Annotated in this window: 25 protein-coding genes; 6 read left to right on the top strand and 19 right to left on the bottom strand. The window is 55.5% G+C overall.

The features are described 5' to 3' along the window. Positions 1-7 precede the first annotated feature (7 nt). From BUB13_RS09305 to BUB13_RS18790, 3 genes are all read right to left on the bottom strand, one after another. A complete protein-coding gene (locus BUB13_RS09305; RefSeq protein ID WP_072908201.1) occupies positions 8-2,557 on the bottom strand; it encodes a molybdopterin-dependent oxidoreductase in 2,550 nt (849 codons plus the stop codon). Positions 2,558-2,625: 68 nt separating this feature from the next. Next, positions 2,626-4,650 carry an FAD-dependent oxidoreductase gene (locus BUB13_RS09300; RefSeq protein ID WP_072908199.1) on the bottom strand — a complete coding sequence of 675 codons (2,025 nt, stop codon included), beginning with the start codon at positions 4,648-4,650 and terminating at the stop codon, positions 2,626-2,628. A 246-nt stretch (positions 4,651-4,896) separates the two neighbouring features. After that, positions 4,897-5,130, bottom strand: coding sequence for a hypothetical protein (locus tag BUB13_RS18790; RefSeq protein WP_139249342.1), 234 nt, complete (start codon positions 5,128-5,130; stop codon positions 4,897-4,899). Positions 5,131-5,132: 2 nt separating this feature from the next. On the opposite strand from BUB13_RS18790, the gene BUB13_RS18785 reads away from it, so the two are divergent. Both BUB13_RS18785 and grxC read left to right on the top strand, forming a co-directional pair. After that, a complete protein-coding gene (locus BUB13_RS18785) occupies positions 5,133-5,447 on the top strand; it encodes a hypothetical protein (protein WP_139249341.1) in 315 nt (104 codons plus the stop codon). Continuing rightward, positions 5,422-5,685 (top strand): glutaredoxin 3, encoded by a 264-nt coding sequence (grxC, locus tag BUB13_RS09290; protein ID WP_072908194.1) that lies wholly within the window; start codon positions 5,422-5,424, stop codon positions 5,683-5,685. The genes BUB13_RS18785 and grxC overlap by 26 nt, the downstream gene beginning before the upstream one ends. On the opposite strand, the gene BUB13_RS09285 is transcribed toward grxC, so the two are convergent. The 6 genes from BUB13_RS09285 to def form a co-directional block, all read right to left on the bottom strand. After that, positions 5,670-6,266, bottom strand: coding sequence for a CoA pyrophosphatase (locus BUB13_RS09285; RefSeq protein WP_072908181.1), 597 nt, complete (start codon positions 6,264-6,266; stop codon positions 5,670-5,672). The genes grxC and BUB13_RS09285 overlap by 16 nt on opposite strands. Further along, the gene (rpe, locus tag BUB13_RS09280; RefSeq protein ID WP_072908180.1) at positions 6,266-6,931 is read right to left on the bottom strand and encodes a ribulose-phosphate 3-epimerase; all 666 of its coding nucleotides are present in this window, start codon (positions 6,929-6,931) and stop codon (positions 6,266-6,268) included. Before rpe ends, BUB13_RS09285 begins: the two co-directional genes overlap by 1 nt. 26 nt (positions 6,932-6,957) lie before the next feature. After that, complete coding sequence (rsmB, locus tag BUB13_RS09275) at positions 6,958-8,316, bottom strand: 16S rRNA (cytosine(967)-C(5))-methyltransferase RsmB (RefSeq protein ID WP_072908178.1); 1,359 nt, start codon at positions 8,314-8,316, stop codon at positions 6,958-6,960. Positions 8,317-8,584: 268 nt separating this feature from the next. Next, positions 8,585-9,409 (bottom strand): zinc metalloprotease HtpX, encoded by an 825-nt coding sequence (locus BUB13_RS09270; RefSeq protein WP_072908176.1) that lies wholly within the window; start codon positions 9,407-9,409, stop codon positions 8,585-8,587. A 39-nt stretch (positions 9,410-9,448) separates the two neighbouring features. Continuing rightward, complete coding sequence (gene fmt / locus BUB13_RS09265) at positions 9,449-10,396, bottom strand: methionyl-tRNA formyltransferase (protein ID WP_072908174.1); 948 nt, start codon at positions 10,394-10,396, stop codon at positions 9,449-9,451. Then, positions 10,380-10,907: a peptide deformylase gene (def, locus tag BUB13_RS09260; protein WP_072908172.1), complete on the bottom strand. Its 528-nt coding sequence runs from the start codon at positions 10,905-10,907 to the stop codon at positions 10,380-10,382. Before def ends, fmt begins: the two co-directional genes overlap by 17 nt. A 275-nt stretch (positions 10,908-11,182) precedes the next feature. On the opposite strand from def, the gene BUB13_RS09255 reads away from it, so the two are divergent. Continuing rightward, positions 11,183-11,839, top strand: coding sequence for a YccT family protein (locus BUB13_RS09255; protein WP_072908170.1), 657 nt, complete (start codon positions 11,183-11,185; stop codon positions 11,837-11,839). A 182-nt stretch (positions 11,840-12,021) separates the two neighbouring features. Here BUB13_RS09255 and BUB13_RS09250 read toward each other — a convergent pair whose 3' ends face one another. From BUB13_RS09250 to BUB13_RS09235, 4 genes are all read right to left on the bottom strand, one after another. Continuing rightward, a complete protein-coding gene (locus BUB13_RS09250; RefSeq protein WP_072908168.1) occupies positions 12,022-12,984 on the bottom strand; it encodes a porin in 963 nt (320 codons plus the stop codon). Positions 12,985-13,294: 310 nt separating this feature from the next. Then, a complete protein-coding gene (locus BUB13_RS09245; protein ID WP_072908166.1) occupies positions 13,295-14,050 on the bottom strand; it encodes a sulfite exporter TauE/SafE family protein in 756 nt (251 codons plus the stop codon). Beyond that, positions 14,050-14,760, bottom strand: a complete 711-nt coding sequence (locus BUB13_RS09240; protein ID WP_072908264.1) for a tRNA threonylcarbamoyladenosine dehydratase — start codon at positions 14,758-14,760, stop codon at positions 14,050-14,052. The genes BUB13_RS09245 and BUB13_RS09240 overlap by 1 nt, the downstream gene beginning before the upstream one ends. 4 nt (positions 14,761-14,764) lie before the next feature. Continuing rightward, positions 14,765-15,637 carry an EamA family transporter gene (locus tag BUB13_RS09235; RefSeq protein WP_072908164.1) on the bottom strand — a complete coding sequence of 291 codons (873 nt, stop codon included), beginning with the start codon at positions 15,635-15,637 and terminating at the stop codon, positions 14,765-14,767. A gap of 114 nt (positions 15,638-15,751) precedes the next feature. Here BUB13_RS09235 and BUB13_RS09230 point away from each other — a divergent pair, with 114 nt between their 5' ends. After that, positions 15,752-17,140 carry a class II fumarate hydratase gene (locus BUB13_RS09230; protein ID WP_072908162.1) on the top strand — a complete coding sequence of 463 codons (1,389 nt, stop codon included), beginning with the start codon at positions 15,752-15,754 and terminating at the stop codon, positions 17,138-17,140. 118 nt (positions 17,141-17,258) lie between these two features. Beyond that, the gene (locus BUB13_RS09225) at positions 17,259-18,314 is read left to right on the top strand and encodes a peptidase M42 (protein ID WP_072908160.1); all 1,056 of its coding nucleotides are present in this window, start codon (positions 17,259-17,261) and stop codon (positions 18,312-18,314) included. A 218-nt stretch (positions 18,315-18,532) separates the two neighbouring features. On the opposite strand, the gene BUB13_RS09220 is transcribed toward BUB13_RS09225, so the two are convergent. Then, positions 18,533-19,870: a hypothetical protein gene (locus BUB13_RS09220; protein ID WP_072908159.1), complete on the bottom strand. Its 1,338-nt coding sequence runs from the start codon at positions 19,868-19,870 to the stop codon at positions 18,533-18,535. Positions 19,871-20,064: 194 nt separating this feature from the next. Here BUB13_RS09220 and BUB13_RS09215 point away from each other — a divergent pair, with 194 nt between their 5' ends. Further along, on the top strand, positions 20,065-21,318 hold the full coding sequence (locus tag BUB13_RS09215) for a YbfB/YjiJ family MFS transporter (protein WP_072908157.1): 1,254 nt from the start codon (positions 20,065-20,067) through the stop codon (positions 21,316-21,318). On the opposite strand, the gene BUB13_RS09210 is transcribed toward BUB13_RS09215, so the two are convergent. From BUB13_RS09210 to mqnE, 5 genes are read right to left on the bottom strand one after another with little or no spacing between them, the layout of a single operon-like run. After that, positions 21,315-22,436: a ribonuclease D gene (locus tag BUB13_RS09210; RefSeq protein WP_072908155.1), complete on the bottom strand. Its 1,122-nt coding sequence runs from the start codon at positions 22,434-22,436 to the stop codon at positions 21,315-21,317. The two genes, BUB13_RS09215 and BUB13_RS09210, sit on opposite strands and share 4 nt — an antisense overlap. Continuing rightward, entirely contained in the window at positions 22,437-23,510 is a 1,074-nt protein-coding gene (gene mutY / locus BUB13_RS09205) for an A/G-specific adenine glycosylase (RefSeq protein ID WP_084091904.1), read from the bottom strand. Next, complete coding sequence (gene hisC, locus BUB13_RS09200; protein WP_072908153.1) at positions 23,503-24,552, bottom strand: histidinol-phosphate transaminase; 1,050 nt, start codon at positions 24,550-24,552, stop codon at positions 23,503-23,505. Before hisC ends, mutY begins: the two co-directional genes overlap by 8 nt. Positions 24,553-24,600: 48 nt before the next feature. Further along, positions 24,601-25,665 carry a cyclic dehypoxanthinyl futalosine synthase gene (gene mqnC / locus BUB13_RS09195; RefSeq protein WP_072908151.1) on the bottom strand — a complete coding sequence of 355 codons (1,065 nt, stop codon included), beginning with the start codon at positions 25,663-25,665 and terminating at the stop codon, positions 24,601-24,603. Positions 25,666-25,667: 2 nt separating this feature from the next. After that, a complete protein-coding gene (gene mqnE / locus BUB13_RS09190; protein WP_072908149.1) occupies positions 25,668-26,738 on the bottom strand; it encodes an aminofutalosine synthase MqnE in 1,071 nt (356 codons plus the stop codon). Positions 26,739-26,747: the final 9 nt, after the last annotated feature.

Genomic DNA, 26,747 nt, shown 5'->3' with positions numbered 1-26,747 from the left:
CATTCAATCAGACTTTTGCCACCTCAACTGCGGTGCGATTGCTGCCATCGTTCATCAGCTTGGCAACCCCCAGTTCGGTGAAGTTATTTGGGGCGAACAACAAGCCCTGAGGCAAGGTCTTTGAAACCTTGACCTTACCAACGGTTGATCCCTTAGCGCTGGTCAGCTTCAGCTTGTCGCCATCCTTGACGCCAGCAGCATCTGCATCTGCAGCGCTGATCTGAATCAGTCCTTCCGGCTCAACTTCCATCGGGGCTGCTGCCCAGGTTGAAGTGGTGCCGAAGTGGCTCATGGAGGACCCACTTAACAGCTGCAGACCATCGGCGTTGTCATTGACAGTCACCAGTTGATACTTCAGGCTTTTCTCTGCCGGGCTGTACGGCTGCTTCAGGCACGGGCGATGACGATCGTCACCAGTAAAGCAGACATCACCGTAAATTGAAGTCAAGTTGCTCAGTTCAGTCAGGATGCTGGCCTGGCTGAAAGTCACCGGCTGCTTGGTCAGGCGCCCGTATAATTCGGCAAAGATCGACCAATCTTCACGAGCGCTACCGACCGGCCGAATCGCTTGTTCAAGCGATCTGACGCGCTGATCAAGAGAGGTCACGCTACCACTCTTTTCAGCAAAAGAGGCTCCAGGCAAAACAATCTTTGCCAGCTTGGTTACAGCTGTCGGCAGAATATCCTGGACCACCAGGGTTTCAACCTTTTCCAGTGCCGTCATCCAGCGACTACTGTTCGGGAACGATTGAGGATTGACTGCTGCCAGGTAGAGGAACTTGATTTTACCCGACTCAATGCCCTCCAGGATTCCCTCAGCGTCCAGACCACCATCCGGCAATTGAGCACCCCAGACGCGAGAAAACTTATCTTTGCTCTCATCGTATGTCTGGAACCCGGGCAACGCCTCTGGGTAAACCCCCATATCAAGCAGGCCCTGCATGTTACCTTTTTCATCCAGCGGGAAGAGCCCACCCTGATTACGCAGCGCACCACTCAAAATCGCCAGATTGGCAACAGCAGCCGACTTGGCAGTACCAAGCTCAGATTTCGTAATATCGCCGCCGAAGACGATCGCAACATTTTCAGCCTTGCCGATGATATCAGCTGCAGCTTCCAACGCGGCACGGTCAAGACCGGTAGCGGCAACCGCCTCATCAACATTAACAGCAGCCAGTTGATCTTTCAGCTCATCCAGATTGGCAACCATGCTGTTGAGATAATCTTCGTCGATCAGGCCACGATCAACCAGCAGGCGACCCAGTGCGTTGGCCAGCGCGATCTCGCTGCCCGGCTTGTAGGTCAGTTGGCTGTTGGCGAACGGAGTCAGGTGAATCTCACGCATGTTAGCGATAACGAGCTTGCCGTCCGCAATGCGGGTTGCCTTTTGAATCTGCCAGTCGACAGCCGGTGCTTCCGCCGAGGGGTCGGCACCGAAAACCAGAACCGCATCTGCCGAGCCGATTGCAGAAAGCAGGTTGCTGGACCCTTTAAGGCCGACACCTTTGTCGAGAGCACTGAGGGCGCGCAGAGCCCCGAAGCGGGCCTCCGAATCGATATTGTTACTGCCGATTGCTGCGCGGAACAGCTTCTGGAAAAGGTAGTTCTCTTCGTTTGTCAGGCGCGGAGACGCAAGACCGGCGATAGCCGCAGCACCAGCGGTCTCTTTTACATTCTCGATCCCTGCCACCATCACTTCCATCGCCTTGTCCCAGTCGACGTCATAGCCATCAACTGTCGGCGCCTTAAGGCGTTCAGGGCTATTGACGTAACCATAGCCGAAGAAACCACCGATACAGAGATTACCGTTGTTGACAGTGCCTTCATCATCGGAGGTCACGCGGAAGATTTCGTTATTCTGAACGTTGATATCGATCTGGCACTGGCTTGGGCAGTAGGTGCAAACGGAAGGGACTTTCCGCAACGCCCAAGGGCGAGCCTTGAACTTGAACGGCTTGGAAATCATGGTCCCGGTCGGGCAGACGGAAACACAGTTGCCGCAGAAAATACACTTTTCGAGGTCTTTATCGATGAACGCCTTGTCCCCTTTGTCGTTGACGAAGAGAGATGCAGAGCCGACCGTTTCATGACAGACCTTGACACATTTTTCACACATGACACAGCGGGAAGGAACCTGCTGGATCAGCGGCCAACGATCGATAGTCTCGGGGTTGACATCCAGCGCTTTGAACGGCTGCTCACTGACGCCCAGTTCGTAGCAGGTATTCTGCAGGTCACATTCACCACCCGCATCGCAGACCGGGCAATCAAGCGGGTGGTTGACCAGAATCAGTTCCATGATCTGCTTGCGGATCTGGGTCAACTTTTCCGACTGGGTGGTCACCACAATCCCCTCTTTAACCGGGGTATTACACGCTGTCATCGGCCGATCGACACCTTCAATCTCAACAGCACAGATGCGGCAAGCGCCTGTCGGCGAAACTTTTTCCAACCAGCAGAGAGTCGGAATGTGGATATCCAGTTGCCGTGCTGCCTCAAGGATAGTTGTTTCCTCCGGCACACTTACCGACTTACCGTCAATCGTCAAGCTGACCATATATATTCACCTCGAATGTCGACTGCACCGCCAATCGGCAGTGCAGTCTTAGTGTTCAGAACAATCTGTTAAACAGCAATCATTGAAACGCGGTAGCAGCGCAGGCAGCGTTCTGCCTCTTTGACTGCTTCCGTATCATTGAAGCCAAGTTCGACCTCATTATAGTTGCCCTTGCTGGCGCGCTCCTGTCCATGAATCTCATGCTGGTTGAAGCGCTGTACTGCGTCGAGCCAAGGCACATCTTCGTTCTTGTCGTAGACGCCCATGTGACTGAGAAGATCCTCGTGGAAGTCCTCATCAGTCAGGTAGGCTTCGCCCTCTTCCAGATAACGCTGGATGACCTTAGCCGCACGGTGAGCATTACCAACACAGGCAACAACGGTCAGTGGGCCGATCTCGGCGTCACCGGAAGCGAAAACGCCGTCCATGTCGGTGATCAGTACGCGGGAAAGCGGGTTACCCATGTCGTCATTCAGGTCACGGCCCGCTTCACTCTTCAGCGGCACGAACTTGGTCACGACCGTATTCCAACGGGTGATGGCAATACCGGTCTCTTCGGTAATAAAGGAGAGGTCCGGGTCCTGGCCGATCGCCGGAATCAGGGTGTCGCACTCAACAACAAACTCGCTGCCTTCAACCGGTTGTGGACGACGACGACCGGAATCATCCGGCTCGCCCAGTTCCATGCGGACGCACTCAACACCGGTAACCTGCTTGTTGTCATCAACGATGATCTTCTTCGGCAGGACCAGGAATTCAAACTGAACGCCTTCCTCGTCGGCACCGTCGACTTCCCAGACGTCCGCCGGCATTTCTTTACGGGTCCGGCGATAGAGCAGAACCGAGTCTTCAGCACCTTCACGCAGGGCAACCCGGACACAGTCAATAGCAGTATTACCACCACCGACAACGCAGACTTTCTTGCCCATGCCGGTCGGCTTACCCATGTAGGCTTCACGCAGGAACTCGATACCACCGGCGAGGAAACCCTTGTAGCCCTGATCCTCACCCTCGATGCCTGCCGGTTTCGACTTGTGGGCACCAGGCGCAAGCAGAACAGCATCAAACTGTTCTTTCAGTTCCATCAGGCTGACATCAACACCAACCTTGGTTTCGTATTTAATTTCAACACCCATCGAGCAGATGATGTCGATATCGCGCTGCAGAATATGACGTGGCATCCGGTAAGCCGGAATACCAACAGCGATCATGCCACCACCGTAACCTTCCGGCAGGGCCTCGTAAATGGTACAGGGGTAACCTTCCAGAGCCAGGTAGTAGGCTGCGGCCAGACCGGCTGGGCCGGCACCGACGATGGCAATTTTCTTGTCCTTCTTCGGCTTCGCCTGCATTGGTGGCTGGTGGTTATGCATCCACTCGTAGTCAGAGGCAGTCCGCTTCAGCACCATGATATTGACCGAATCGTCAACATTGGCACGGCGGCAGGCCGTTTCACAAGGGTGCGGGCAAACGCGGCCACAGACTGCCGGCAGCGGCATGCTTTCACGAATAATTTCAAGCGACTCATCAAAGCGACGCTCTTTGATCGCCTCGATGTACGAGGGGATATCGATATGAGCCGGACACTTATCCTGGCAGGGAGCCGTCATCTTGACCTTGTAATCAACGGCTTTCTTTTCCTTTTTGTTGCCATTGATATAGTCAATGTAATCCGCACGGAAATGCTTGACGGTATCGGCAACAGGAATCGCCGATGTCTGACAGAGCGTACATTTACAGTTCTGCAACAGATCTGCAATATTCAACAGGGTATCGAGATCCGCTTCTGTTCCCTCTCCGTCGACGATACGGGCCAGCGTATCCTGCATAACCCGGGTTCCCTTTTTACCGGGCGAGCACTTGGCACAGCAATAATCTTCCTGCACCCGCTTGGCGTATTCGGCGGCCATCGCCACCACATCGACATTGGGATCTTTCAGAATCAGACCGTCCCAGCCCATGAAGGCGGCGATCTCTTTTTCACCGCCGAAATGAACCGGCAACTTCTTTTTGGCGACTTCGACTTCGGCGTCGCCACCCTGCCGATTATCGACAACCTGTCTTCCCCAGCTGGAAAAAGTAACCTGTGACAAACCGGCCTCCTATGACCTGCTTCGACCTTCCCCAAGAGGAAGGTCGTGAACCCCAAAAACGGGGATAATCGTCCGATGTTCTGGCTGTTTTCGTTGAATTAAATCGTATACAGTATGCAGGTAGATACCACAAATGAGGGTCTTAAATCAAGGCTATTTTTTCAATTTTCACGGTTCTGGAAGATCATGTAAACGCAAGGGAAAACAATCCGTTAGGGCGAAATCCCACACTTTGAACCGGTGATTTCAATCGAGTGGAGGAGGGGAATTGACGATCAGCCACAAACCCTGATTCATACCTTTACCTGGCTGCAATTGCCACTGTTGCAGCCAATGCCATTTTTGCACCCGCATCGATGGCAAACGATAATATTGCATGCGATATTCGATTTCAGCGCGATCGCCCTCCGGAGCAACATCGACCCGATAGATGGAACTGTCAACAATGCGCAAATCCTCATTATCCTGGAAAATATCCATCAATGACTGCTTCACATCATCCTGCATGTGCCGGCCAGCGCCGATATAGTCCTGCCAGCGCAACGCATCTCGAAAATGCCTGGAATCGTCTAGCAAGTCAGCTCGAGGATCAAAGGAACGGGCACAGGCTCCAAGGAGAAACAGGCAAAGCAACAAAAGAAAAAGACGCTGGTTCAAAATCGACTCCAAAACTTTTTATTAAAATGAACTTTCTTGAAGAGCAGAAGAAATCAGCTAAACTGTCTCACCTTCAGCAGGCAACACTTGCCAGCAAAGATACTGGAGCTAGAAATGCAGGAAATCGTTATTTACAGTAAAGACTATTGCCCTTACTGCCACCGCGCCATTGCTCTTCTCGACATCAAAGGCGCCAGCTACAAAGTAATCGACGTCACGCACGACAAAGAACGCGAACAGGAAATGCGACAGCGCACAGGTCGCACCAGCGTTCCCCAGATTTTCATCGGCGAAAAGGCGATCGGCGGCTGCGATGACCTCTTCGCTCTCGACGAGCAGGGAAAGCTCGACCCGCTACTGCTTCAACTCAGCGCCTGAACAACCGGAGGCTGAGCAGCAACAGCTTCGGTCCTCGCTAGCAGCTGCTTCAACACTGCAGCCGTCATCCCCCAGATATTGTGCCCGTCCAAGTGATAGAAATCGACCGGAAACATACGCCCTTTATGTGTCCAGTCTTCCTGATGATAGATCTGCGGATCACGCAGCCGGGCCAGCGGCAGTTCAATGATTTCGTCAATTTCATTACTGTCCAGCCGATAGGGATAGTCGCTCGGGAAGCTACCGACACAAACCTTCACCCGGTAACCATGGACGGAATAAAAATCGTCAAGCCGGCCCAGGCGCTGGACGTCTGCGCCCCGGATGCCGACTTCCTCTTCCGTTTCCCGCAACGCCGTCTGCCAGAAATCGCGATCCTCATCTTCTGCACTGCCACCGGGAAAAGAGATCTCACCGGCATGTTTTTCCAGATGTTCCGGGCGCAGGGTGAACAGCACCCAGGGTTCACCATCGCGCAGAAACAGCGGCACCAGAACCGCCGCCGGACGCAGTTCACCCAAATCGATCGGCTTGGCATCAAAGCAGGCCAACTGTTCGGCGATCTGCAGCAGAGGAGACATTAAGCCTGCCCGGCGAGCGCGTTCTGTTTCAGCTGGGCAATAGTCGCTGCATAATCATCCGCGCCGAACACGGCACTGCCGGCAACGAAAACATCGGCCCCTGCGGCAGCGATCTGCTTGATGTTATCAACCTTGACACCACCATCGACCTGCAGTTCGATCGGCTTTCCGAGAGCATCGATACGCTGACGCAATTCGCTGATTTTTGGCAGACAATTCTCGATAAACGACTGACCACCAAAGCCGGGGTTGACCGTCATCAGCAGCGCCAGATCGATATCGGGCAGAATCATGTCGAGAGCACTCAACGAAGTCGCCGGATTGAGTGACACCCCGGCTTTCTTACCGAGCGACTTGATCAGCTGCACGGTGCGGTGCAGGTGGGTGCTCGCTTCGGCATGGACAACGATGATGTCGGCACCAGCCTTGGCGAATTCAGGGATGTACTGATCCGGGTTCTCGATCATCAGGTGAACATCCAGCGGCAACTCGGTCACCGGGCGGATGGCATCGACAATCAGCGGGCCGATAGTGATATTCGGTACGAAATGGCCATCCATGACGTCGACATGGACGTAATCGGCGCCACCGGCGTCGATCGCTTTGATCTCCTCACCCAGACGGGCAAAGTCAGCAGAAAGTATAGAAGGGGCGATCTTGATCATTCTTTAACTCCAAAATGTAAAACAAATTATTGGCTCCGCACAAAACGGGCGGCAAAAAAAGCGTCCATATCATCGTGACGATGGGGATAGCTGCGCAGGGTGCCTTTTTCCGTGAACAATTCTGCCCAGTCCGACGGACAGGTTTCACGCAGGTCCTCCAGCTCAAACTGCGGGTGCGCCTCAAGAAACTCTGCTACCACACCATCGGTCTCCAGCTGGGAAAAGCTACACAGCGAATAGAGCAGCCTGCCGCCCGGCTTAACCAGAGGAGCGGCATTGAACAATAGCTCTCGTTGCAATTCGGCCAGCTCACGAATGTTCACGGCCGACTTACTCCAGCGACTCTCCGGATTGCGCCGCAACACCCCCAAACCGCTGCAGGGGGCATCGAGCAAAATACGGTCGAAGCTGTGCTCTTCGAGAAACTGCGGTGGCTCGGTCAGATCCCATTCTTTCGCCGTGATCATTTCGCAACCGAGACGTTTCGCTCCCTGCTCGATCAACTCGACCCGCTGCGGGTATTTTTCCAGAGCGACGATTTCAGCACGATTTTCCGTCAAGGCAGCAATGTGCGTGGTTTTACCACCCGGTGCGGCGCAGCAATCGAGGATGCGCTGTCCCGGTTGGGCATCAAGCAGGTGTGCCATCAGCATACTGGCTTCATCCTGCACTTGGTAATGCCCTTCAACATTCCCGGGCAGAGGGCCCTCTCCCCGCTTTTCGATGATAATTCCTTCCGGGGCAAAACGGCAGGCACGGGCTTGATGCCCCGCCTCAGCAAGCTGCTCGAGCAAAGCGGCACGATCTGTTTTCAGGGTATTGACGCGCAGACTGTGCGGGGCAGGCAGTGCCAGCGCCTCGCCAAGAGCGCGAGCCTCGGCATTCGGCAGCAATCGCATCAGCTCTTTCGTCAACCAGACCGGCATACTGCAGACATGCTGCAGGTAACGGCGAATATTCTCCGGCTGCGGCCAGTCGATCTGCTCTTTGCCCCGCTCCAGCGAACGCAGCACACCATTGATAAAACCGGTCGCCTGCGGATGGCCCAACTCGCGGGCCAGCTCAACACTGGTGCCGACAGCAGCATGCGCCGGGACCCGGTCGAGTTCCAGCAACTGGTAAGCACCGAGACGCAGCAACCGCAAAACTTCCGGCTGCAGACGTTTCAGCGGCTGCTTGCAGAACTGCTCCAAGGCGAAGTCAATCCGCCCACGTAAGCGCAACACACCATAGACGAGTTCAGTCACTAAACCACGATCCCGGCCATCAAGCCGGGATCGTGTCAGTACGGTATCGAGCACCAAGTCGGCGAAAGCACCTTCGTCGACCCGGAGCAATATTTCATAGGCAGCCCTGCGCGGGCTGTCGTCAGGAGTTGATGACAATTCAGTGTCCTGTCTCGGGGCAACTGTCGTATTCAGAGCTGCCCAAAAGCATCAAGACAAGACGCAGACCGCAGAGAATGGCGACTCCCTTGTCAAGGGCTGCAACGCCGTATTGATGCTTTTGGGCAGCTCCCGTAGGGCGAGGCGAGAAACGCCCATCTGCTGTGTTGCGTTCGCTTGAATTAATGTTATTAGTCCTACGCTCGCGCGTCTTGCATCTGGTCACTTCTCGCCTCGCTGAACATGACAGGTGACCCGTGAGAGGACACTACTGCATCCCTTCCAGACGACGGATCCGCTCTTCCATCGGCGGATGGGTTGAGAAGAGTCCGGCCAGCTTGCTGGCACTCAAGGGGCTGACGATAAACATGTGTGCGGTCGCTTCGTTCACCCGCTGCATCGGCATCTGCTTGTTCGACATCTCCAGTTTGCGCAGAGCGCTGGCCAATGAATGCGGATTGCCGCAGAACTTGGCCCCGGTCGCATCAGCACCATATTCGCGCGAACGTGAGATCGCCATCTGTACCAGCATGGCGGCGATCGGGCCGAGGATCATCAGCGCGATCATCGCAACCGGGTTGTCATCTTCGTCGTTACCGCCGCCGAAAATCATCGACCACTGGGCGATATGTGCCATATAGCTGATGGCACCGGCGATGGTCGCGGCGATCGAACCGATCAGAATATCGCGGTTCTGCACGTGCGCCAGTTCGTGCGCCATCACCCCTTTGAGTTCTTCACGCGAGAGGATGTTCATGATCCCCTCGGTTGCAGCAACAACCGCGTGCTGCGGATTGCGGCCGGTGGCGAAAGCGTTCGGAGTCGGTTGCGGCAGGGTATAAACCTTCGGCATGGTCAGGCCGTTCTGCTGCACCAGCTCAGTGACCACCTCGTAGAGCGGGCCACTCTGCACTTCCTGACCGCGATACATTTTGATCACGATCTTGTCGGAGAACCAGTAGCTGCCAAGGTTCATCACCCCGGCCATGATCAGTGCGAAAAGCGCGCCCCCTTGTCCACCGAGAGCACCACCAGCACCAACCAGCACCAGAGTCAGCAGAGTCATCAAGAGTACAGTACGCATGGTATTCATTTTTTTGTCCTTTTATCCTTTTCTTCTTGTTTGTTGGTTTTAGCCGAGAACTGTCCCGGCAAACAGCGGCTTGCCGCTGAGGAAATTGACTGCTGCCAGCTTCTTTTTACCCGGCAGCTGCAGGCCGTCGATCACCAGTCCACCGTCACCACAGGCAACCCGAACACCGGTCTTGTCGGCGGAAAGAATCTCACCCGGCTTGCCGGAAAGATCGGTCTCGACTTTCGTTGCTGAAACCTTCAATACCTCGCCATCGAGATAAGTATAAGCTCCCGGCCAGGGATCGAGACCACGGACCAGGTTATGCACCACCTGCGCCGGCTGCGACCAGTCGATCAGGCCATCCTCTTTTTTCATCATCGGCGCGTAGCAGGTCAGCGCATCATCCTGCTTCTCCGCCTGCAACGTCCCGTCGCAGATCTGCCGCAGGGTCTCTTCCATCGCGTCGCGACCGAGCTTTGCCATGCGATCGTGCAGCTCACCGGCGGTTTCGTTTTCGCCGATGGGGCAGCTGCGCTTGATCAGCATGTCGCCGGTATCGAGACCGACATCCATGTACATGGTGGTGACACCGGACTCGGTTTCACCATCGACAATCACTTTGTTGATCGGCGCCGCGCCGCGATATTTCGGCAGCAGCGATGCGTGCACGTTGATGCAACCATACTGCGGTATCTCCAGCACCGATTTCGGCAGGATCTGGCCGTAAGCAACGACCACGATCAGGTCGGGCTGGAGTGCCTTGAGCTCTTCTACTACCTCAGGTTCACGCAGCTTCTGCGGCTGAAATACCGGAATTTCATACTTCTGCGCCAGCTCCTTAACCGGAGGGGCCGCCATTTTCTTACCGCGCCCTTTCGGCCGGTCTGGCTGGGTGTAGGCACCGACCATGTTCAGGCCGAAATCGATCAACCCTTGAAATGTGTCCAGGGCGAACTCCGGCGTGCCCATAAAAACGGTTCGGATTGACTCAGGCTTCAGCTGCATTCTGCTCCCGCTCCTTCAACATCTTCATATATTTCTTTTTGAACATCGACCGCTTCAACGGCGAGAGGCGATCGACAAATAAAACCCCTTCGAGATGATCCAATTCGTGCTGCATACAGATACCGAGTAAGCCGTCGGCAGTGCGCTCGTGAAGGTTGCCGTCAACATCCTGGTAGCGCAGGGTCGCTTTCTCCGCCCGCTTGACGCTGGCCCAGAAGCCGGGCACCGACAGGCAGCCTTCTTCTTCCACCGAATCCCCTTCGGTTGCGATAATCTCCGGATTGACCGCCACCAGCAGATCGTTCGGTTCTTCACTGGCGGAGCAGTCGATCACCACCACCCGCTTGAGCACACCAACCTGCGGTGCCGCCAAGCCGACACCCGGCGCATCGTACATGGTCTCGGCCATGTCTTCAGTCAGCTGTCTCAACTCGTCGTTAAATTCTGTAACCGTCTCCGATTTCCGCTTCAGCAGCGGATCGGGGTAATGCAGTATTTTTCGTAAAGCCATCAATCTTTCTTTCCGGCGGCAAAAACCACCAATCCTTTGAAACCACGTAGAAAAAACCCCCACGAGGAGGGCTCCCATCTCATGATACGTGGCTTATCTGCGCCAGTCAACTGCAACTGCCTTGACCAAAAATTCAACCCTCGCTTAAACCTTTTCTGTACAGTCAAACCGGCGCCTAACCGTTCACTAACAGAGCGATAATAAAGTGTAAATTATTTTGCGCTCTTCTGTATTGTCATTCAGGCAATCAATCCCCTTTACACGTTGGAGAAACAATGAAACCACTCGCTTCACTTACTCTTTTTGGCATGCTCTGCCTAAGCACCACCGCATCTGCCGAAGTCGCCTTGAACCTGCCGGAGAACGTAAAGCTTCTCGCAGCAAACGGTAAAAACACCGAGGACAGCAACTCAGTCGAGCTGCCTGACGGGACGAATCAAATCGCTGTCCGCTTCAAAGGAGAGCTGAAGGCTTCAAGAAACGATTTTGAGATCATGAGTTCGGATGTTTTCGTTGTCACCTTTAACGCTAACAACACCAGACTGAGCATGCAGCCATGGAATATCCATAAAGCAGCCCAACTCAAAGAATTCAACCAGCAACCGAAAATTGTTCTCACCGACAGTCATGGCAAAACCATCACTCGCCAGATCGACAAACTTGAGAAAGAGGGCTTTCAGCTGATGCGCGATTATGCCCGGGAGCTGGCTGCTTTCAACAAGTCCGACTCACCTGCGGCACTTAAGCTTACAGCTGCAGACAAGCAACCACAGACATTTTCCCGCCAACCGGTTGCCAGCCATCAGCCAGCACCAAGCCAACAGGCCCAGCAAAGCGAACAAGCCCAGATGGCCGAGCAGATGCTGTATTACTGGTACAACCAGGCCGACCAGGAAACCAGAGAGCGTTTTAAAGCATGGCTGAAACGTTAAGTCCAGAAAACTAACAGGAGGCCGCTTCAACAAGCGGCCTCCTGTTTATCTGTAAAACGGCCCTTCACAGGAAACCCTTCAAGCAGATCAATCCCGACCACGGAAAAAGTGCATAAAATAAAAATGGGCAGCCCGTTAAGCGAGCTGCCCATTCTCTAAAGCACTGTTTTTAAACAAACAGGCTAGAACTTGATTTGAGCACCAACCAGGTAACCCATGTCGCTGTCATCCTCGTCGGTGTCGGCAATTTCAGCGAACACTTTGACGTTTTTCTGAGATGGAAACTTGTAGGTTACGTTAGCGTACCAGCCTTTAATTTCCTCGTCAGACAGGTCAAAGTCCTGGACCGCATAACCGGCGCCCAGCGTGGTTGTATCTGCAACTTTGACGCTGGCGAACAGGTTCCACTCGGTCATATCATCAGCGTCATCATCGGAGTCGACTTCACTGTAATCGGCAGCAACGCTGAACATATCTGCACTGTAACCGATGCTGACACCATAAGTGTCGAATTCAACATCGCTGACTTCCGCAGTCTGGTAGGCCAGACCCAGTTCAATGCCGGAGAACTCAGTACCGACAAAGATGTCGGTGAACTCACCGTTACCATCGCTCTTTTCGCTTTCAGCTTCAATTTCGTGGGCAACAACAACCGTAACGGCACCGAAATCAGCCTCGGCCTTGATCAGGTCATCACCATCGGTGTAGCCGGTGTAGTCAAAAGCATCTTCGTCCAGCGGGTGCTCGTAAGCACCCTGGATACCAAACTCATCCGCAGCACTATCGGTCTTACCAACCAGCACGCTGAACTTATCGAAACCGAAGCCGATGTAGGCTTCTTCGAGTTCGGGATTATCTTGACCATCATCATCAGCAGCATCCTTGAAACCAAAATCGAGTTGACCGAACGCGGTCATGTTATCGTCCAGGTCATACGAAACCGAGTTTTTGATTTCCAGGTCATCGTACTCGACATCCATGTCCTGATCGACACCCGGATCCTGGCGGAGTTGGATCTGCAGATCACCCTTAATTTTGTAGGTGAACCCATCTTTTTTGTAAACGGTCGCAGCCTGAACCGAACTTACCGCGAAGAGCCCTGCAACCAAAGTTGCGACAACTGCTTTTGAAAACATCTTCTTCATCTCACTTTTCTCCTTAGGTAGTTTGGGCAACCACATGCTGCCCTTCGCAACGCCTGTCAAAAAGATGGTGCCGCCCTTTGGACAGCACCAAATAAATCAACTCTTGCTTGGGAAAACACCAATTCCTGAGCGCCGCTATGCAACCACCCAAACATTTGGATCAAGTTATGGTTTTATTTGTTTTTGATGTGGAGAGAAAATCAGGCTGGGGTGGCAGTTTGGCCACCCCGGAAGATGAAAAACGAGTTCGCAACAGTTCTAGTTTAAGGCTGACAACTGTTGGAAAATAAAAAGATAAAGATTTATCCGATCAAGGGAAGAAGAGAAGTTTCAGTGCAAAAACCAGCACTGTCAGCGTGACTACCTTTTTGATCCAGTCGTGCCCCTTGTCTACCGCCAATTTGGGGCCGATAGCGCCCCCCAGAGAATTGCCTGCCGCCAGGGCAAAACCTAGCAGGTAGTTAACCTGATCGTGCCAGATAAAAACGCCGAGGGCGATGAAAGTGTAGCAAAAGATGACAAACACCTTAATGGCGTTGATCCGCACCAGGTCGAGGCCATGCACCAGCAGTGCAGTAATGACAATAAAACCAACCCCGGCCTGAACGAAACCGCCGTAAATACCGACACCAAAGAAGGAAACAACGATCACCGCTTTACGGGCGAAAGCGATCTCAATCCCTTCTTTGCGCAATCGCTTCATCGGGTCGAGGGTGGTAAAAACCAGCACCCCGAGCATAATCAGCGCCAGCAACCGGTTGAATATCTGGTCATCCAGGCTGATCGCCAGGCTTGCACCGACCCAGCTCCCGACCAGCGCCGGTGGCGTGCAGAGCAATGCCAATTCCATCGGCATTACGCCACGCTTGCGGAAACCACGGATGGCAAAAATATTCTGGCAGAAGATGGCGATGCGGTTGGTGCCATTGGCAACCGCCGAGGGCAAGCCCATGAAAATCAGCAGTGGCAAGGTCAGCAGCGATCCCCCGCCAGCTAAGACATTGAGAATTCCGGCGATGATGCCGACAGCAAAAAGTAAAGGCAATTGCCAGATATATGCGTCCATCAATCGATCTCCCCGATTAAAGTTCGAATCACTTCGCTTGCCATGGTCAGGCCGAAAATCGGCGGCAACCAAGAAGAACTGCCGAGTAGCGGCTTGCGTTCACCCTCAGCGCTATCCAGCGGCCGAAACTCCTCGGTGGAAAAGACCACCCTGATCCCCTTTTCGATGCCCTGCTTGCGCAGCTCTTTACGGATGATGCGCGCCAGTCGGCATTTTGTCGTTTTCGCCAGGTCAGCCACCTGCACCTGCGCTGGGTCGAGCTTGTTGGCCGCCCCCATCGAAGAAATCACCGGCAGCTTCTGCTGAAAGCAGCTCTGCAGCAGATGCAACTTGGCGCTGATGTCATCGATGCAGTCGCAGACAAAGTCGAAAGGATGCGCCAGCAGTTCTTTACTGTTGTCAGACGAGTAACGCTCGGCAACAGCAGACACGTCGACCTGCGGGTTGATCGCCCGACAGCGCTCGGCCATCGCCTCGGCCTTCGGCCTGCCGACAGTCTCTTCAAGAGCATGAATCTGCCGGTTGATATTGGTCAGACAAACATTGTCGAAATCGACCAGCGTCAGCCTGCCGACTCCGGCTCGCGCCAGCGCCTCAACGGCATAGCTACCGACCCCGCCGACGCCAAACACCGCAACCGATGCGGCCTGCAGTCGGTCCAGCCCGTCGCTGCCAATCAGCAGCTCCATACGATCGAACCTGCTCGCCATCGTCTCAACCATGCCAGACCAGCGCCACCCCGGCGAGGATCATCGTTGCCGAAGTCAGGCGGATCCTGCCGAAAGATTCGCCGAGAAAAAGTAAACCGATCAACACCCCGAACAGCAAGCCGATCTGCCGCACAGGGACCGCATAGCTGACCGGCGCCAACTGCAGCCCGTAACGAAAGGAAAGGAAAGAGGCCAGCATCACCGGTCCCGACCAGAGCACAAGCTTGCGGCTTTGCCGCCACTCTTCCAGCACTCGCCCGCGATACTTCGGCTGCAGCAGGTTGAGCGACATGATCACCAGCATGAAAAACACCAGCACGTAGGTAAATTCGTAAGCGGAATAATCATCGACCCCGGTTTTATCCAGTATCGCACCGATCGAGTAGACAAACCCCGCCAGCAGTGCCGCCTGAACCGAGCGATTGCCAAGCTGGGAAAAGGGCCGAAAAATCTCTGCCGCCGATAGGCCGCGGAGCTGAATGCAGTAGGCCCCTAGGATGATAAAAACAATCCCCGCAATTCCAAGAGGTGTCAGGCTTTCATCCAAAAGCAACACCCCCCAGAGCGGCACATAAAGCATCGAGGTCTGCGCCAGGGGATAGGTCATCGACAGATCCCCCTCGCGGTAGGCACGGCCGGTAAACCAGTGATAAAGAACAAAGCAGACCGCCGCCGCGCAAGCGAGAAGCAGCGAACGTGGCGTCAGCACGGGCCAACCGTAACCTGCTGTCGCCATGAAAACGTTCATCATGCTCCAGGAGCAGACAAACATCCACCAGATGAAAACCGTCTTGTTCCGGCTCTGTTTCACCAGCAGGTTCCAGAGAGCGTGCATCAGTGCGGAAAAGACGATGAGTGCTAAAGCGATGCTATCCATGGCGGCATCATAGCCGATGGCAAGCGGGAAAGAAAGCGGCTTTGACAGTTGCGATTTGCCCGCTATTCTTGAACTGAAGCGAAAAAATTCCGTGACTAAACGAAAGGTACGCTCATGACCGCTTATCGTATAGAACAAGATTCTCTCGGCGAAATGAAGGTTCCCGAGAACGCCCTCTACGGCGCCCAGACAGCTCGCGCTGTCGACAATTTTCCGATTTCCGGTATCCCGCTGAAAGAACCGATGATCCGCGCCCTCGGGCTGGTGAAAAAACACGCTGCACAAACCAACCTGGAACTCGGCCTGCTCCCTCCTGAGATCGCCGACGCGATAATCCGGGCGGCAACCGAGGTGATAAACGGTAAACTGAGCAAGCACTTTCCGGTCGATGTTTTCCAGACCGGCTCCGGCACCAGCAGCAACATGAACGTCAACGAAGTGATTGCCAATCGCGCAGCCGGCCTGCTCGGCCAACCGATCGGCAGCAAAGCGGTCCACCCGAATGACCAGGTCAACCTCGGCCAATCAAGCAATGATGTTTTCCCCAGCGCTATCCATATCGCCTGTGCCGAGCAGCTACACAAGCAATTACTGCCTGCGCTGGAGCAACTGCTGCAGCAACTGACGGAAAAATCTGAACAGTTTAAAGATGTGCTGAAAATCGGCCGCACCCATCTTCAGGACGCCACCCCGGTCAAGCTGGGACAGGTTTTTTCCGGCTATGCCCGCCAGGTCGAACTGGCCCACGAACGACTGTCGGTCTGCAGCAGCCCGCTTTACGAACTGCCGCTCGGCGGCACTGCCGTCGGCACCGGGATCAACACTCACCCGGAATTTGCAGAAAAAACCATCACCGCGATTGCCCGCGAAACCTGCCTGCCGTTTCGTGAAGCGACCAACCATTTCGAAGCTCAAAGCTCGAAAGATGCTTTGGTCACGGCTAGCTGCAGCTTGAAAATCTGCGCCGTCGGCCTGTTCAAAATCGCCAACGACATCCGCTTTCTCGCCAGCGGTCCGCGCTGCGGTATCGGCGAACTGGTCTTGCCTGCCGTGCAACCGGGCAGCTCTATTATGCCGGGCAAGATCAACCCGGTGATGGCGGAATCCCTGATGCAGGTCTGCGCCCAGGTCATCGGTAACGATGCGACCGTCGCCCTCTGCGGGCTCTCCGGAAATTTCGAACTGAACGTGATGATGCCGGTGCTGGTACACAACATCTTGGAGAGCATCGAGCTGCTGAGTAACGGCATCCGCGCCTTCGAAGAGAAGTGTCTGAGCGGTCTACAAGCCGATGAGCAACGCTGCGCCGACCTGCTTGAGCAAAGCCTGGCGCTGGTCACCGCGCTGGTGCCGGAAATCGGCTACGACCGCAGCGCCGAACTGGCGAAACAGGCCCACAAAACCGGCCGCACCCTGCGCGAACTAGCGCTGGAGGACGGGGTGCCGGCAGAGACACTCGACCGGCTGCTCGACCCGGCGACGATGACCGAACCGAGGGCATAAGGTCATGGGTCGCAGGGGACCTTTTCCCCCGCACTGCTGCTGATCTTGCTGGGTTTTTGCGGAAAAACGCGTAAAATACCCGCTCTGTCCATCGTCACGCTCCAGGGAGATCTACAGCATGCAGTACGAACCCTTTATCGATCTACTCAAGTCATTGGTGCGGCACCCAAGCGTCGTTGGAGCAGAACATTCCTTCTTTCGCGTTCTGCAACGCGAACTGGAAGAACGGGGAGCAAAAGTTACCTGGTATGAAGGATTGCTGGTGGCCCAAGGGGACGAGCCGGACTCGGCGATGTTTTCCGCCCACATCGACCGCCACGGACTGATCTGTACCGGTCCGAACGAGTTTCAGTATGCGGCTTTCGTCACCGGCCGCCGCTCGGACCTGCTCGGCAACTCGGTCTCGGAAAAGCTGATGAAGAAGATCGTCGACCGCTTCCAGTCGGTGCCGGTGATGGCCTATGAGCCCTGGTCGGGCAGCTACCGCGGCGCAGGGGTCATCACCCGAACCTATGTCTGCGAATTCCGTAACAACCTGATCTTCGAAGTCGAGGGCCTGGAGCACTTGGTCGCCGGCACCCCGGTTGCCTTCAGTGACCGCCTATCCATCAAGGACGACATCCTCAGCGGACAGCTGGACAACGTTCTTGCGGCGGCTCACCTGGTGCACCTCTTCAGCCTCGGCTTCAAGGGGACGGCCTTCTTTACCGCCCAGGAGGAGTCGGGGAGCAGCTGGCGCTACCTGCTGGAATGGTTCCGCCGCTTCAACGGCGGCACCAACCGGCTCATCGTCGTCGACACCAGCCCCTACCCGGACCGCGAGCAGGCCAACCGCCAGCAGCTGGTGCTGCGTCGTAAAGACGCCAACGCCAGCTTTCACCGGGAAACCACCTGGCGACTCGAGACTCTCTGCAACAAGCTGGGGCTGACTTACAGCTTCAAGGATGCCTACATCGAACAACACAACCTGCAGGCGCACAAAACGGGAGGAAGTACGCTGTCACTGGGGAGCACGGAGATGGGACGGATCATCACAGCGTCCAAAGGATTCATCCAGGGAACCACGCTGCAGATACCGACCGCCGGATACCACACCATGGCAGAAACCGCGACCGTTGCGGCCAGCCAGGCCTTCCACTCGCTGCTGCTGCACCTGGCCGGGCTGGAACACTGACTCGTTACCTGCGGCGGTACTTTTCCTTGAGCTCCGCACGAAACATCGAAATGAAGCCCTGGCGGAATTTCCGGCAGAGACGCTCGCGGCGGCTCGACCCGGCGACAATAGCCGGTTCCTGCCCCAGCTGTGGGGCGTCAGGAGCCGGTCTGTCCGACCGGCTCCATCACAAAAGACGATACGAAAAGTTCATTTTTCCTTCAGCTGATCCAGTCCTATCAATCAGTGATATCCGGTGATTCTTCACAGGTTGCCCACCCCCAGTACAACAATGGGTTCGATGCATTTCGGCAGTTGAGCCCGCTCTGTACATCCGGATTGTCGCAGCAGAGGCCACTCGGCTCCATCACCGAGTTATCGGTACTGTCGGCCAATCCGTTCGGGTTAAGCGGGTGGCCCAGATTGAGCACATGCCCCAGTTCGTGAGAAAGGTGTTGATAGTTGACATCACCGCAGCCCAAGGTGTCGCCGCAGCGCGTGCACATGGCGGCATTGCTCCCGGCAGTCGTTTCATGGCTGGTACAGGGTTCCGGGCAGGGAACATCGAGGTTCTGATCGCTTGAGACGATTTTGGATGCGGCCGTTCCGCTACTGAAAGTTCCACCACCACCCCAGTTTACCGCCATGGAATCGACAAACCTCTCGACGACGAAGATTTCGATGGCATCGGCGACATTGACCTCATCCTTCAAGGCGACAGCCTCAGCGTCATTGTCCAGAACGCGATAGGCATCGTTGTCGACATAAGTTGGCGGGTCGACCAGCAGCCGGATGCAGCGCTCGGTACCGCACCGATTCCATAAGTCGAAAGCACGCCGAACCAGCGTATCGAAACTCTCCCCCGTTGCCGTCGGATCGTCTTCACCGCTGCCGATAAAAACGGGCTGAATTTTCAGGATTTCGGCCGACTCAAACAGCCTTTCCCAGATAAATTCGAGAGAGATGACACAGCGCATCCACGGCAGCAGCGCGGGATCACCATCATCGAGCTCAAAAACCAATTCGCCGTTGAAGCCGACGCCTTCTCCTTTTGCTGGCTTCAGTCCTTGCTTAAACTCGCCGACCAGCTTTCCTTTTACTGTCTCGGTAAAGGGGATGAAGTTCGTGTCACCGCCTCCCGGTTTGGAGCGATATCCTTTGATTTTATCGATCAGCGGATAATGCAGGGTCAGAGTCGATTCGGCCTTCAGACGGCCACTTTTACCACTGTAACTTGTCGTGCCTTCCTCCCCGACCAGAGTCATACCGATAACCCCCGACTCACCACGGCTGGTGACAACTCCCGGACTCCACAAGTTGAGCCGGTAAAGGGCAAGCTTCAACTGCCCCTTATCAGCAGTCGTCACCTTAAAGGCAACCTGGCCACGGAATACAGTTTCCCGCTCTCCCTTGAGGGTTTTCACCACCCCTTTGGCGCTGGCGATTTTAGCGATCAGCAAATAGGGTTTTTCCTTTTGCACCGGGCGATGGATACAGGCCCCGAGCGACAAAACCGCAGCGAACAAAAACAAACCGAACAACATTCGAAGATAAAACGTTAACCATGCCCCTTTCATCACAACTCTCCTTTGCACCTTGCGGATGATAAACATCGAAAACATGTGGCACCCGGTAACAAAAAAAGAATTGCATCAGAAATAACAGCTTAAAATTTCATTAAAATTTATCCCCGGATTGATAAAAATCAATCGGTCAAAAGGACTAATCTTTCACTTTGTTTCCCATTCCAGTCCGGGTAATATCCATCGTTATGAGGAATCTGCAGAAAAAGCCGGAGACATCGCCCTCCTCTGTCCACTATGGCTGGGTGATTGTTTTTGTCGGCACCCTGACCATCGTCGCCTGCCTTGGCCTGGCGCGCTTCGCCTTCGGTATGTTATTGCCAGCGATGCGTGATGCACTGGGGATGTCGTACGACCAAATGGGCCTGCTCGGTACGGCTAACTTTGCCGGCTATCTGGTCGCGGTCGCCACCACGCCACTGCTGCTGCGCAGGCTCTCACCTCGTAAGCTGATCTCCGCGGGGCTACTGTTAATCGGCTGCTGCACCCTCGGCATCGGGATCAGTAACAGCTACCTGCCGGTACTGCTCCTCTACACCCTGGTCGGCTGCGGCAGCGGGTTGGCCAACATCCCAGTGATGGTGCTGGTTTCCTACTGGTTCCGCAGCGATCGCCGTGGCCGTGCAGCCGGCCTGATTGTTGCCGGAAGCGGCTTCGCCATAATCTTCTCCGGCGTTGCCATCCCCCTGCTCAATGTCCGCTTCGGCACCGACGGCTGGCGTGCAGGCTGGCTGTTGATTGCGCTGATTGTGTTGCTGATCACCCTTATCGCGGCCCTGCTGATCCGCAACAATCCGACCGAAAAAGGCCTGGAAGCGGTCGGTGCAAAAGAGCAGGAGAATTACGATCCAGCCGAGACCAAGGGGAATTTCAGCAGGCTGCGGATTCTCTCCCACCTCGGGGGACTCTATTTCGCTTTTGGTGCGACCTACGTGATCTACGGCACTTTCATCGTCACTACGATGATCGAAGAATACAACTTTGCCGAAGCCAGCGCTGGACACTTCTGGTCCTGGGTTGGTTTTTTCAGTCTTTTTTCCGGCACCCTGTTCGGCACTCTGTCGGATAAAATCGGACGAAAAGGCGGGTTGATGGCGGTATTCAGTGTGCAGACACTGGCTTACCTGCTGGCGGGGCTGAAGCTCGGCACAATTGCCATCTTCAGTTCGGTGATTCTTTACGGGCTGGCCGCCTTTGCTATTCCGGCCATCATGGCCGCGGCAATCGGCGACTACCTGGGCAAGGCGAGAGCCGCAACCGGCTTTTCCCTGATTACTTTCGGCTTCGCGATCGGCCAAACGCTTGGGCCCGCGGCAGCCGGTGCCGTGGCAGAAAGGACCGGGACCTTCAGTGGCAGCTATCTCAGTTCAGCGGCCCTGACGCTGCTGGCCGTCATCCTGGCATTTTTTCTTCCCTCGCCATCCACAGGGGGCAAAGGCTAGCTCAAAACCCGCAGGATCCCTTCGCCCAGGACCTTGCGCTGCCAATTTTTCAATTGGTCAATCTGGGCAAAATCGGCTTCAGCCTGCGGCTGCTTGCGAGCCAACTCGTCAAGCAGGGCATTGTTGATCAGCACGCCCGGGTCGAGTTCCAGTTCAGCAGCAACCTGTTTGCGCCAATCTTTCAGTCGGGACATCCGTTTCTCAACCTGAGGATCTTTCTGCCGTCGTTCACCCCGCGGATAAACCGGTAATTCAGACTCCGGCAGCTCGAGAGCCGTGCCTATCTGGTGAAGCAGCTTGCCACCGTAACGATCGATCAGGCGTGGAGACAACCCCTCAACTTCCTGCAACTTATTACGCCCGGTCGGTTTCAGTTTAGCCATGTGCAGCAACGACTTGTTGCCGAGCACTTTATAGAGCGGGCAATCCCGCCGCTGGGCTTCGGCGTCCCGCCACTGCAGCAACGCCTCCAACACCGCAAGCTGGCGCCGGTCAAGGGTTCCAGCACCTTTAAAGCGCAGAAACAGAGGGCCCTCATGTACGGCGAAACGAACCTTTTCCAGCAGAGCAAACTCCTCCTGCACCCAATCCAGTCGGCCTTTTTCGATCAGCTTCTGCTCCAGAATCTCCACCAGGCGATGCAGGTGACAGGTGTCTTCAGCGGCATAGCGGATCATTCCCTCGGAAAGCGGGCGCTTCGACCAGTCGGCGCGCTGGTACTGTTTATCCAGCTCGACCGCGAAGTATTTGCGCAGCACATCGGCCAAACCGAATTTTTCCTCGCCAAGAAACTGACTGGAAATCATGGTGTCGAACAGGCCGTTGATCTCGATGTCGAAATCGCGCGCAAGGCAGCGGATATCGTAATCGGCGGCGTGAAAAATCTTGCGAATCTGCGGCTCGGCCAACACCGCTTTGAGCGGGTCGAGCTCGGCCCCGGCCAAGGGGTCGATCAGCACGGTTTCCGCTTCGGTTGAAAATTGCAGCAGGCAGACCTTCTCCTGGTAGTTGTGCATCGAATCCGCTTCCAGATCGACGGCGATCACCTGCTCCTGCTGCAGTTTCGCCGCAAGCGCAGCAACTTCTTCGGTGGTTGTCAGAATTGGGGGTAAAGACATCTATTCTCCAGTGATCGGTATTTTTCCGACCGCTTTTTTATGGGCGCCGTGAAGCGCCAAATCATGCAATTGTTCCCGCTGATACCAGTTGTTTTCGTTCTCCCCAACCAGTGGCATCTCATCGACTGACAGGCGAAACAGCTGCAGATCGAGACGGAAATGACTGTAAATATGATTAATATTCCCGAGCTGTTGCAGTTTTCCACGAACAGAGAAATCGAGCATCAGTCGTTTAAGCTGCTGTTCCGCTGTTTCCTCCCCGGATAAACTGATGGTCGGAAACTCCCAGAGGCCGCCGAGCAGTCCGCTGGCCGGGCGTCGCCGAACCAGGTAACGCCCCTTCCATTCCAGCAGCATTGCCGCTTCCCGTCGGGTCGGCAGCGGCTTGCTCTTCTGTTTCAGTGGCAGCTGCTGCGCCAGTCCAAGCCGCTGCGCCTGGCAGAGCTCACGCAGTGGACATTGTCCACAGAGCGGCTTGCGCGGCAGGCACACCGTTGCCCCCAGATCCATGATCGCCTGAGTGTAGTCGTGCACATGCTGCGCCGGCGTCAGCAAATCAGCCCAGACCCAGAGCTGTTTTTCTGCTGCGCTGGAGCGGGGCGGTTGCTGCAATGCAAACAGGCGGCAGAGAATCCGGCGGACATTGCCATCGAGGATCGGCGCTCTTTGCGCGAACGCCAGCGCCGCTATTGCCCCGGCGGTGGAACGCCCCACCCCCGGTAGCTGCTGCAGCTCATCAACAGTCTGCGGAAATACCCCGCTAAACTGCTCAACCACCACTTTTGCCGCCGCATGCAGATTGCGGGCGCGGGCATAATAACCGAGCCCGGCCCAGAGGTCGATCACTGCCTCCTGCGGCGCAGAGGCCAGATGCTCGATACTGGGAAAGTTGTCTAAAAAACGCTGATAATACCCGACCACCGCCGCGACCGTAGTCTGCTGCAGCATGATTTCCGACAGCCAGATGCGGTAGGGATCATCCGTCTGACGCCAAGGCAGGTCACGTCCTTCTCGCCCGTACCATTGCAGCAGACGTTTTGCGACGGCCTCAGCCGGGAACGGCAGTTCAGCCAATCTCCGTCAACGCCTCTTTGATTTTCATCATCTCCTCGCGGGTGCCGATAGTAATGCGCAGGCCATGTTTGAGCAGAGGGTCGGAGAAGTAACGCACCAGGATTTTCCGCTCGAACAGGGCATCGTAAACCCGCTTACCATCCCGATCGGACGGCACAGCGAAAACGAAATTGCCGTGCGACGGAATCACTTCGTAGCCGAGCTTGCGCAGCTCGTTACTGAAGCAATCACGCACGTTGCAGACCCTGTCCACGTTCAGCCGCAGTTGCTCTTGATCTTCAAGCGCTGCAGTGGCAGCCACCAGCGCCAACCTGTCGAGATGGTAGTGATCGCGAATCTTATCGAGTGCGGCAATCACTTCCGGCCGCGCCACAGCCAGTCCAAGGCGCATTCCGGCGAGTGAATAGCTTTTGGAAAAGGTGCGGGTAACGACAATATTCTCATGCTTTTTTACCAGCTGCATGGCGCTGCTGTCGGCGAAATCAACGTAGGCTTCATCAACCACCAGCACCCCGGCGCAGCGCTGCGCCAGCTCTTCGATATAAGCGTTGTCGAAAATGAATCCAAGTGGAGCATTCGGGCTGGTAAGAAAGAATAGTTTTCCCTCGTAGCGCTCAGGAAAATCGGCAATTTTGAAATCATCGGTCAATCCAAAAGTGCGAATCTTTGCGCCCTGAATCTCCGTCAGCGTCGCATAGTAAGAATAGGACGGATGGATGTAGCCGACTTCCTCGCCCTCTCCGGCGAAAGCGCGGATCAGGTTATTGAGCAGTTCGTCGGAGCCGTTCGCCATGATTACCCACTCGGGGTCGACTTTATACAGCCTGGCAGCCACGGCACGCGCTTCCTTGCTGGCAGCGTCCGGGTATTTTCGCAGGGATTCGCCCTCGGCACCAAGCTCGGCGATAATCGCCTCGCGCACCTTCGCTGACGGCGGGTAGGGATTTTCGTTGGTATTCAGCTTGATCCAGCCATCTTCCTGCGGCTGAAAACCGGGCACGTAGCCGGCCATTTCGGCAATATTCTTACGGAGCGGTAACATTTTTCTCATACATCCTTTACTGCAAATCCCCTCCCACTGTCTTTCTGTTTAATATTCTTCCAGGATCTGGTATTCGGTCGTCCGCCGCGCCGGAATGAAGCCGGCGCCACGGGCCAGTTCGACGATCTCTTCATACGACATGCGGAAGGAGCAGCCGGCCGCGGCAACGACGTTCTCTTCCAGCATGGTGCCTCCCAGGTCGTTGCCGCCGAAGAAGAGGGCGACCTGCGCCATGCGCGATCCCTGAGTGACCCAGCTGGCCTGAATATTTTCAATATTGTCGAGAACGATCCTTGAGAGCGCCAGCACTTTCAGATACTCGACACCACTGGCGGTCTCGCCCCCGAGTTCGGTGTTCTCCGGCTGAAAGGTCCAGGGGATGAAGGCGGTAAAGCCACCTGTTTTCTGCTGAATTTCCCGCACCCGGAACAGGTGTTCGACAATATCCTTCGGTTTTTCCTTGCTGCCGAACATCATGGTCGCAGTGGTGCGCATGCCGATCCGATGGGCCTCCTCCATCACCGCTGCCCACTGCCGCCAGCCGATCTTGTCCGGAGAAATTTCCTGGCGCACATCATCGACCAGCACCTCGGCACCGCCACCCGGCACCGAATCGAGTCCGGCCGCCTGCATCCGGCGCAGACACTCCGGCATCGACAGCCCGGAGAGCTTGGCGACATGGGTCACTTCTGCCGGCGAGAGCGAATGGATCTGCACCTGCGGGAAGCGCTGCTTGAGCTGACGGAACAACTCTTCGAACCAGTCGATTTTCAGGGTCGGGTGCAAGCCACCCTGCATCAGCAGCTGGGTCCCCTGATGATCGACCAGCTCCTGTACTTTAGCGAAGATGGCATCGTAATCGAGCAGGTAGGCGTCGTCATCACCTTCATTGCGATAGAACGCGCAGAACTTGCATTTTGACTCGCAGACGTTGCTGTAGTTGACGTTGCGGTCGATCACAAAAGTCACCCGGTTGTGCGGATGTTTCGCTCTACGGATGCTGTCAGCCAGTTTGCCGACCTGCAGCAGGTCTGCTGCCGTCAATAGCCAGAGCGCCTGTTCACGGTCGATTGACTGCCCGGCTGCCAGTTGTTTTTGAATCGTTTCAAGCATGGTTAGTAGGCCTTCAACGGGTTATACAGGGTGTCCCGTTCCACCGGGGTTCGACCGGCCTTGCGAATCAGTTCGATGATGCCGTTTTTGGCCATCGCCTGTGGTGAATCGGCACCGGCGTCGTGACCGATCTTTTCCTCGACCACGGTGCCGTCGAGATCGTTGACGCCGAAGCAGAGCGAAGTCTGGGCAATCTTCAGGCCGAGCATGACCCAGTAGGCTTTGACGTGCTGGAAGTTGTCGAGATAGAGGCGGCTGATCGCCAGAGTTTTGAGGGCATCAACACCGCCAACCCCCTTGGCACCCGGCACCCGGGTATTGTCGGGCTGGAAAGCCAGCGGGATAAAGGTCTGAAAGCCACCGGTGCGGTCCTGCAGTTCACGGATCAAATGCAGATGCTCAACCCGGTCCTGATATTCTTCAAGGTGGCCGAACAGCATGGTGGCGTTCGACTTAAGACCGGCGTTGTGCACCATCTCGGTCACTTCCAGCCAACGTGCGCCGCTGATCTTTTCCGGGCAAATTTTATCCCGTACCTTCTGGCCGAGGATCTCGGCACCACCACCCGGCAAAGAATCGAGTCCGGCCGCTTTCAGCTCTTCGATCACCTGCGGGATGGTTAAACCAGCCAGTTTGGCAAAATAGTCGATCTCCACTGCAGTAAAAGCCTTGATATGCAGATCAACGGAAACATCCTTGATTGTGCGCATCATCTGCAAATAAAAATCGAACGGAAGATCAGGGTGCAGGCCACCGACGATGTGGATCTCCGTCGCTCCGGCTGCGGCCGCCTCGGCTGCCTTCTGCCGGACATCCTTCATCGCCAGGGTGTATTCGCCCGGCTCTCCCTTTTCCTTGGAGAAGGCGCAGAATTTACAGCGATTGACACAAAGATTGCCGTAATTGATATGACGATTGACGTTGAAAAAAACCCGGTCGTCGTTCTTCAGCCGATTAGCTTCAGCCGCCAGCTCGCCAATCGCCAGCAGGTCGTTCGATTCGAACAGTGCCAGAGCTTCAGCGTCCGTGATGCGCTGCCCGTCTGCAACTTTCTGTTTTATCGTTTCAAACATCACTCTCTC

It is taken from the genome of Malonomonas rubra DSM 5091 (genome assembly GCF_900142125.1).
Classification (GTDB): Bacteria; Desulfobacterota; Desulfuromonadia; order Desulfuromonadales; family Geopsychrobacteraceae; genus Malonomonas; species Malonomonas rubra.
This window is presented reverse-complemented; position numbering and strand designations above follow the sequence as displayed.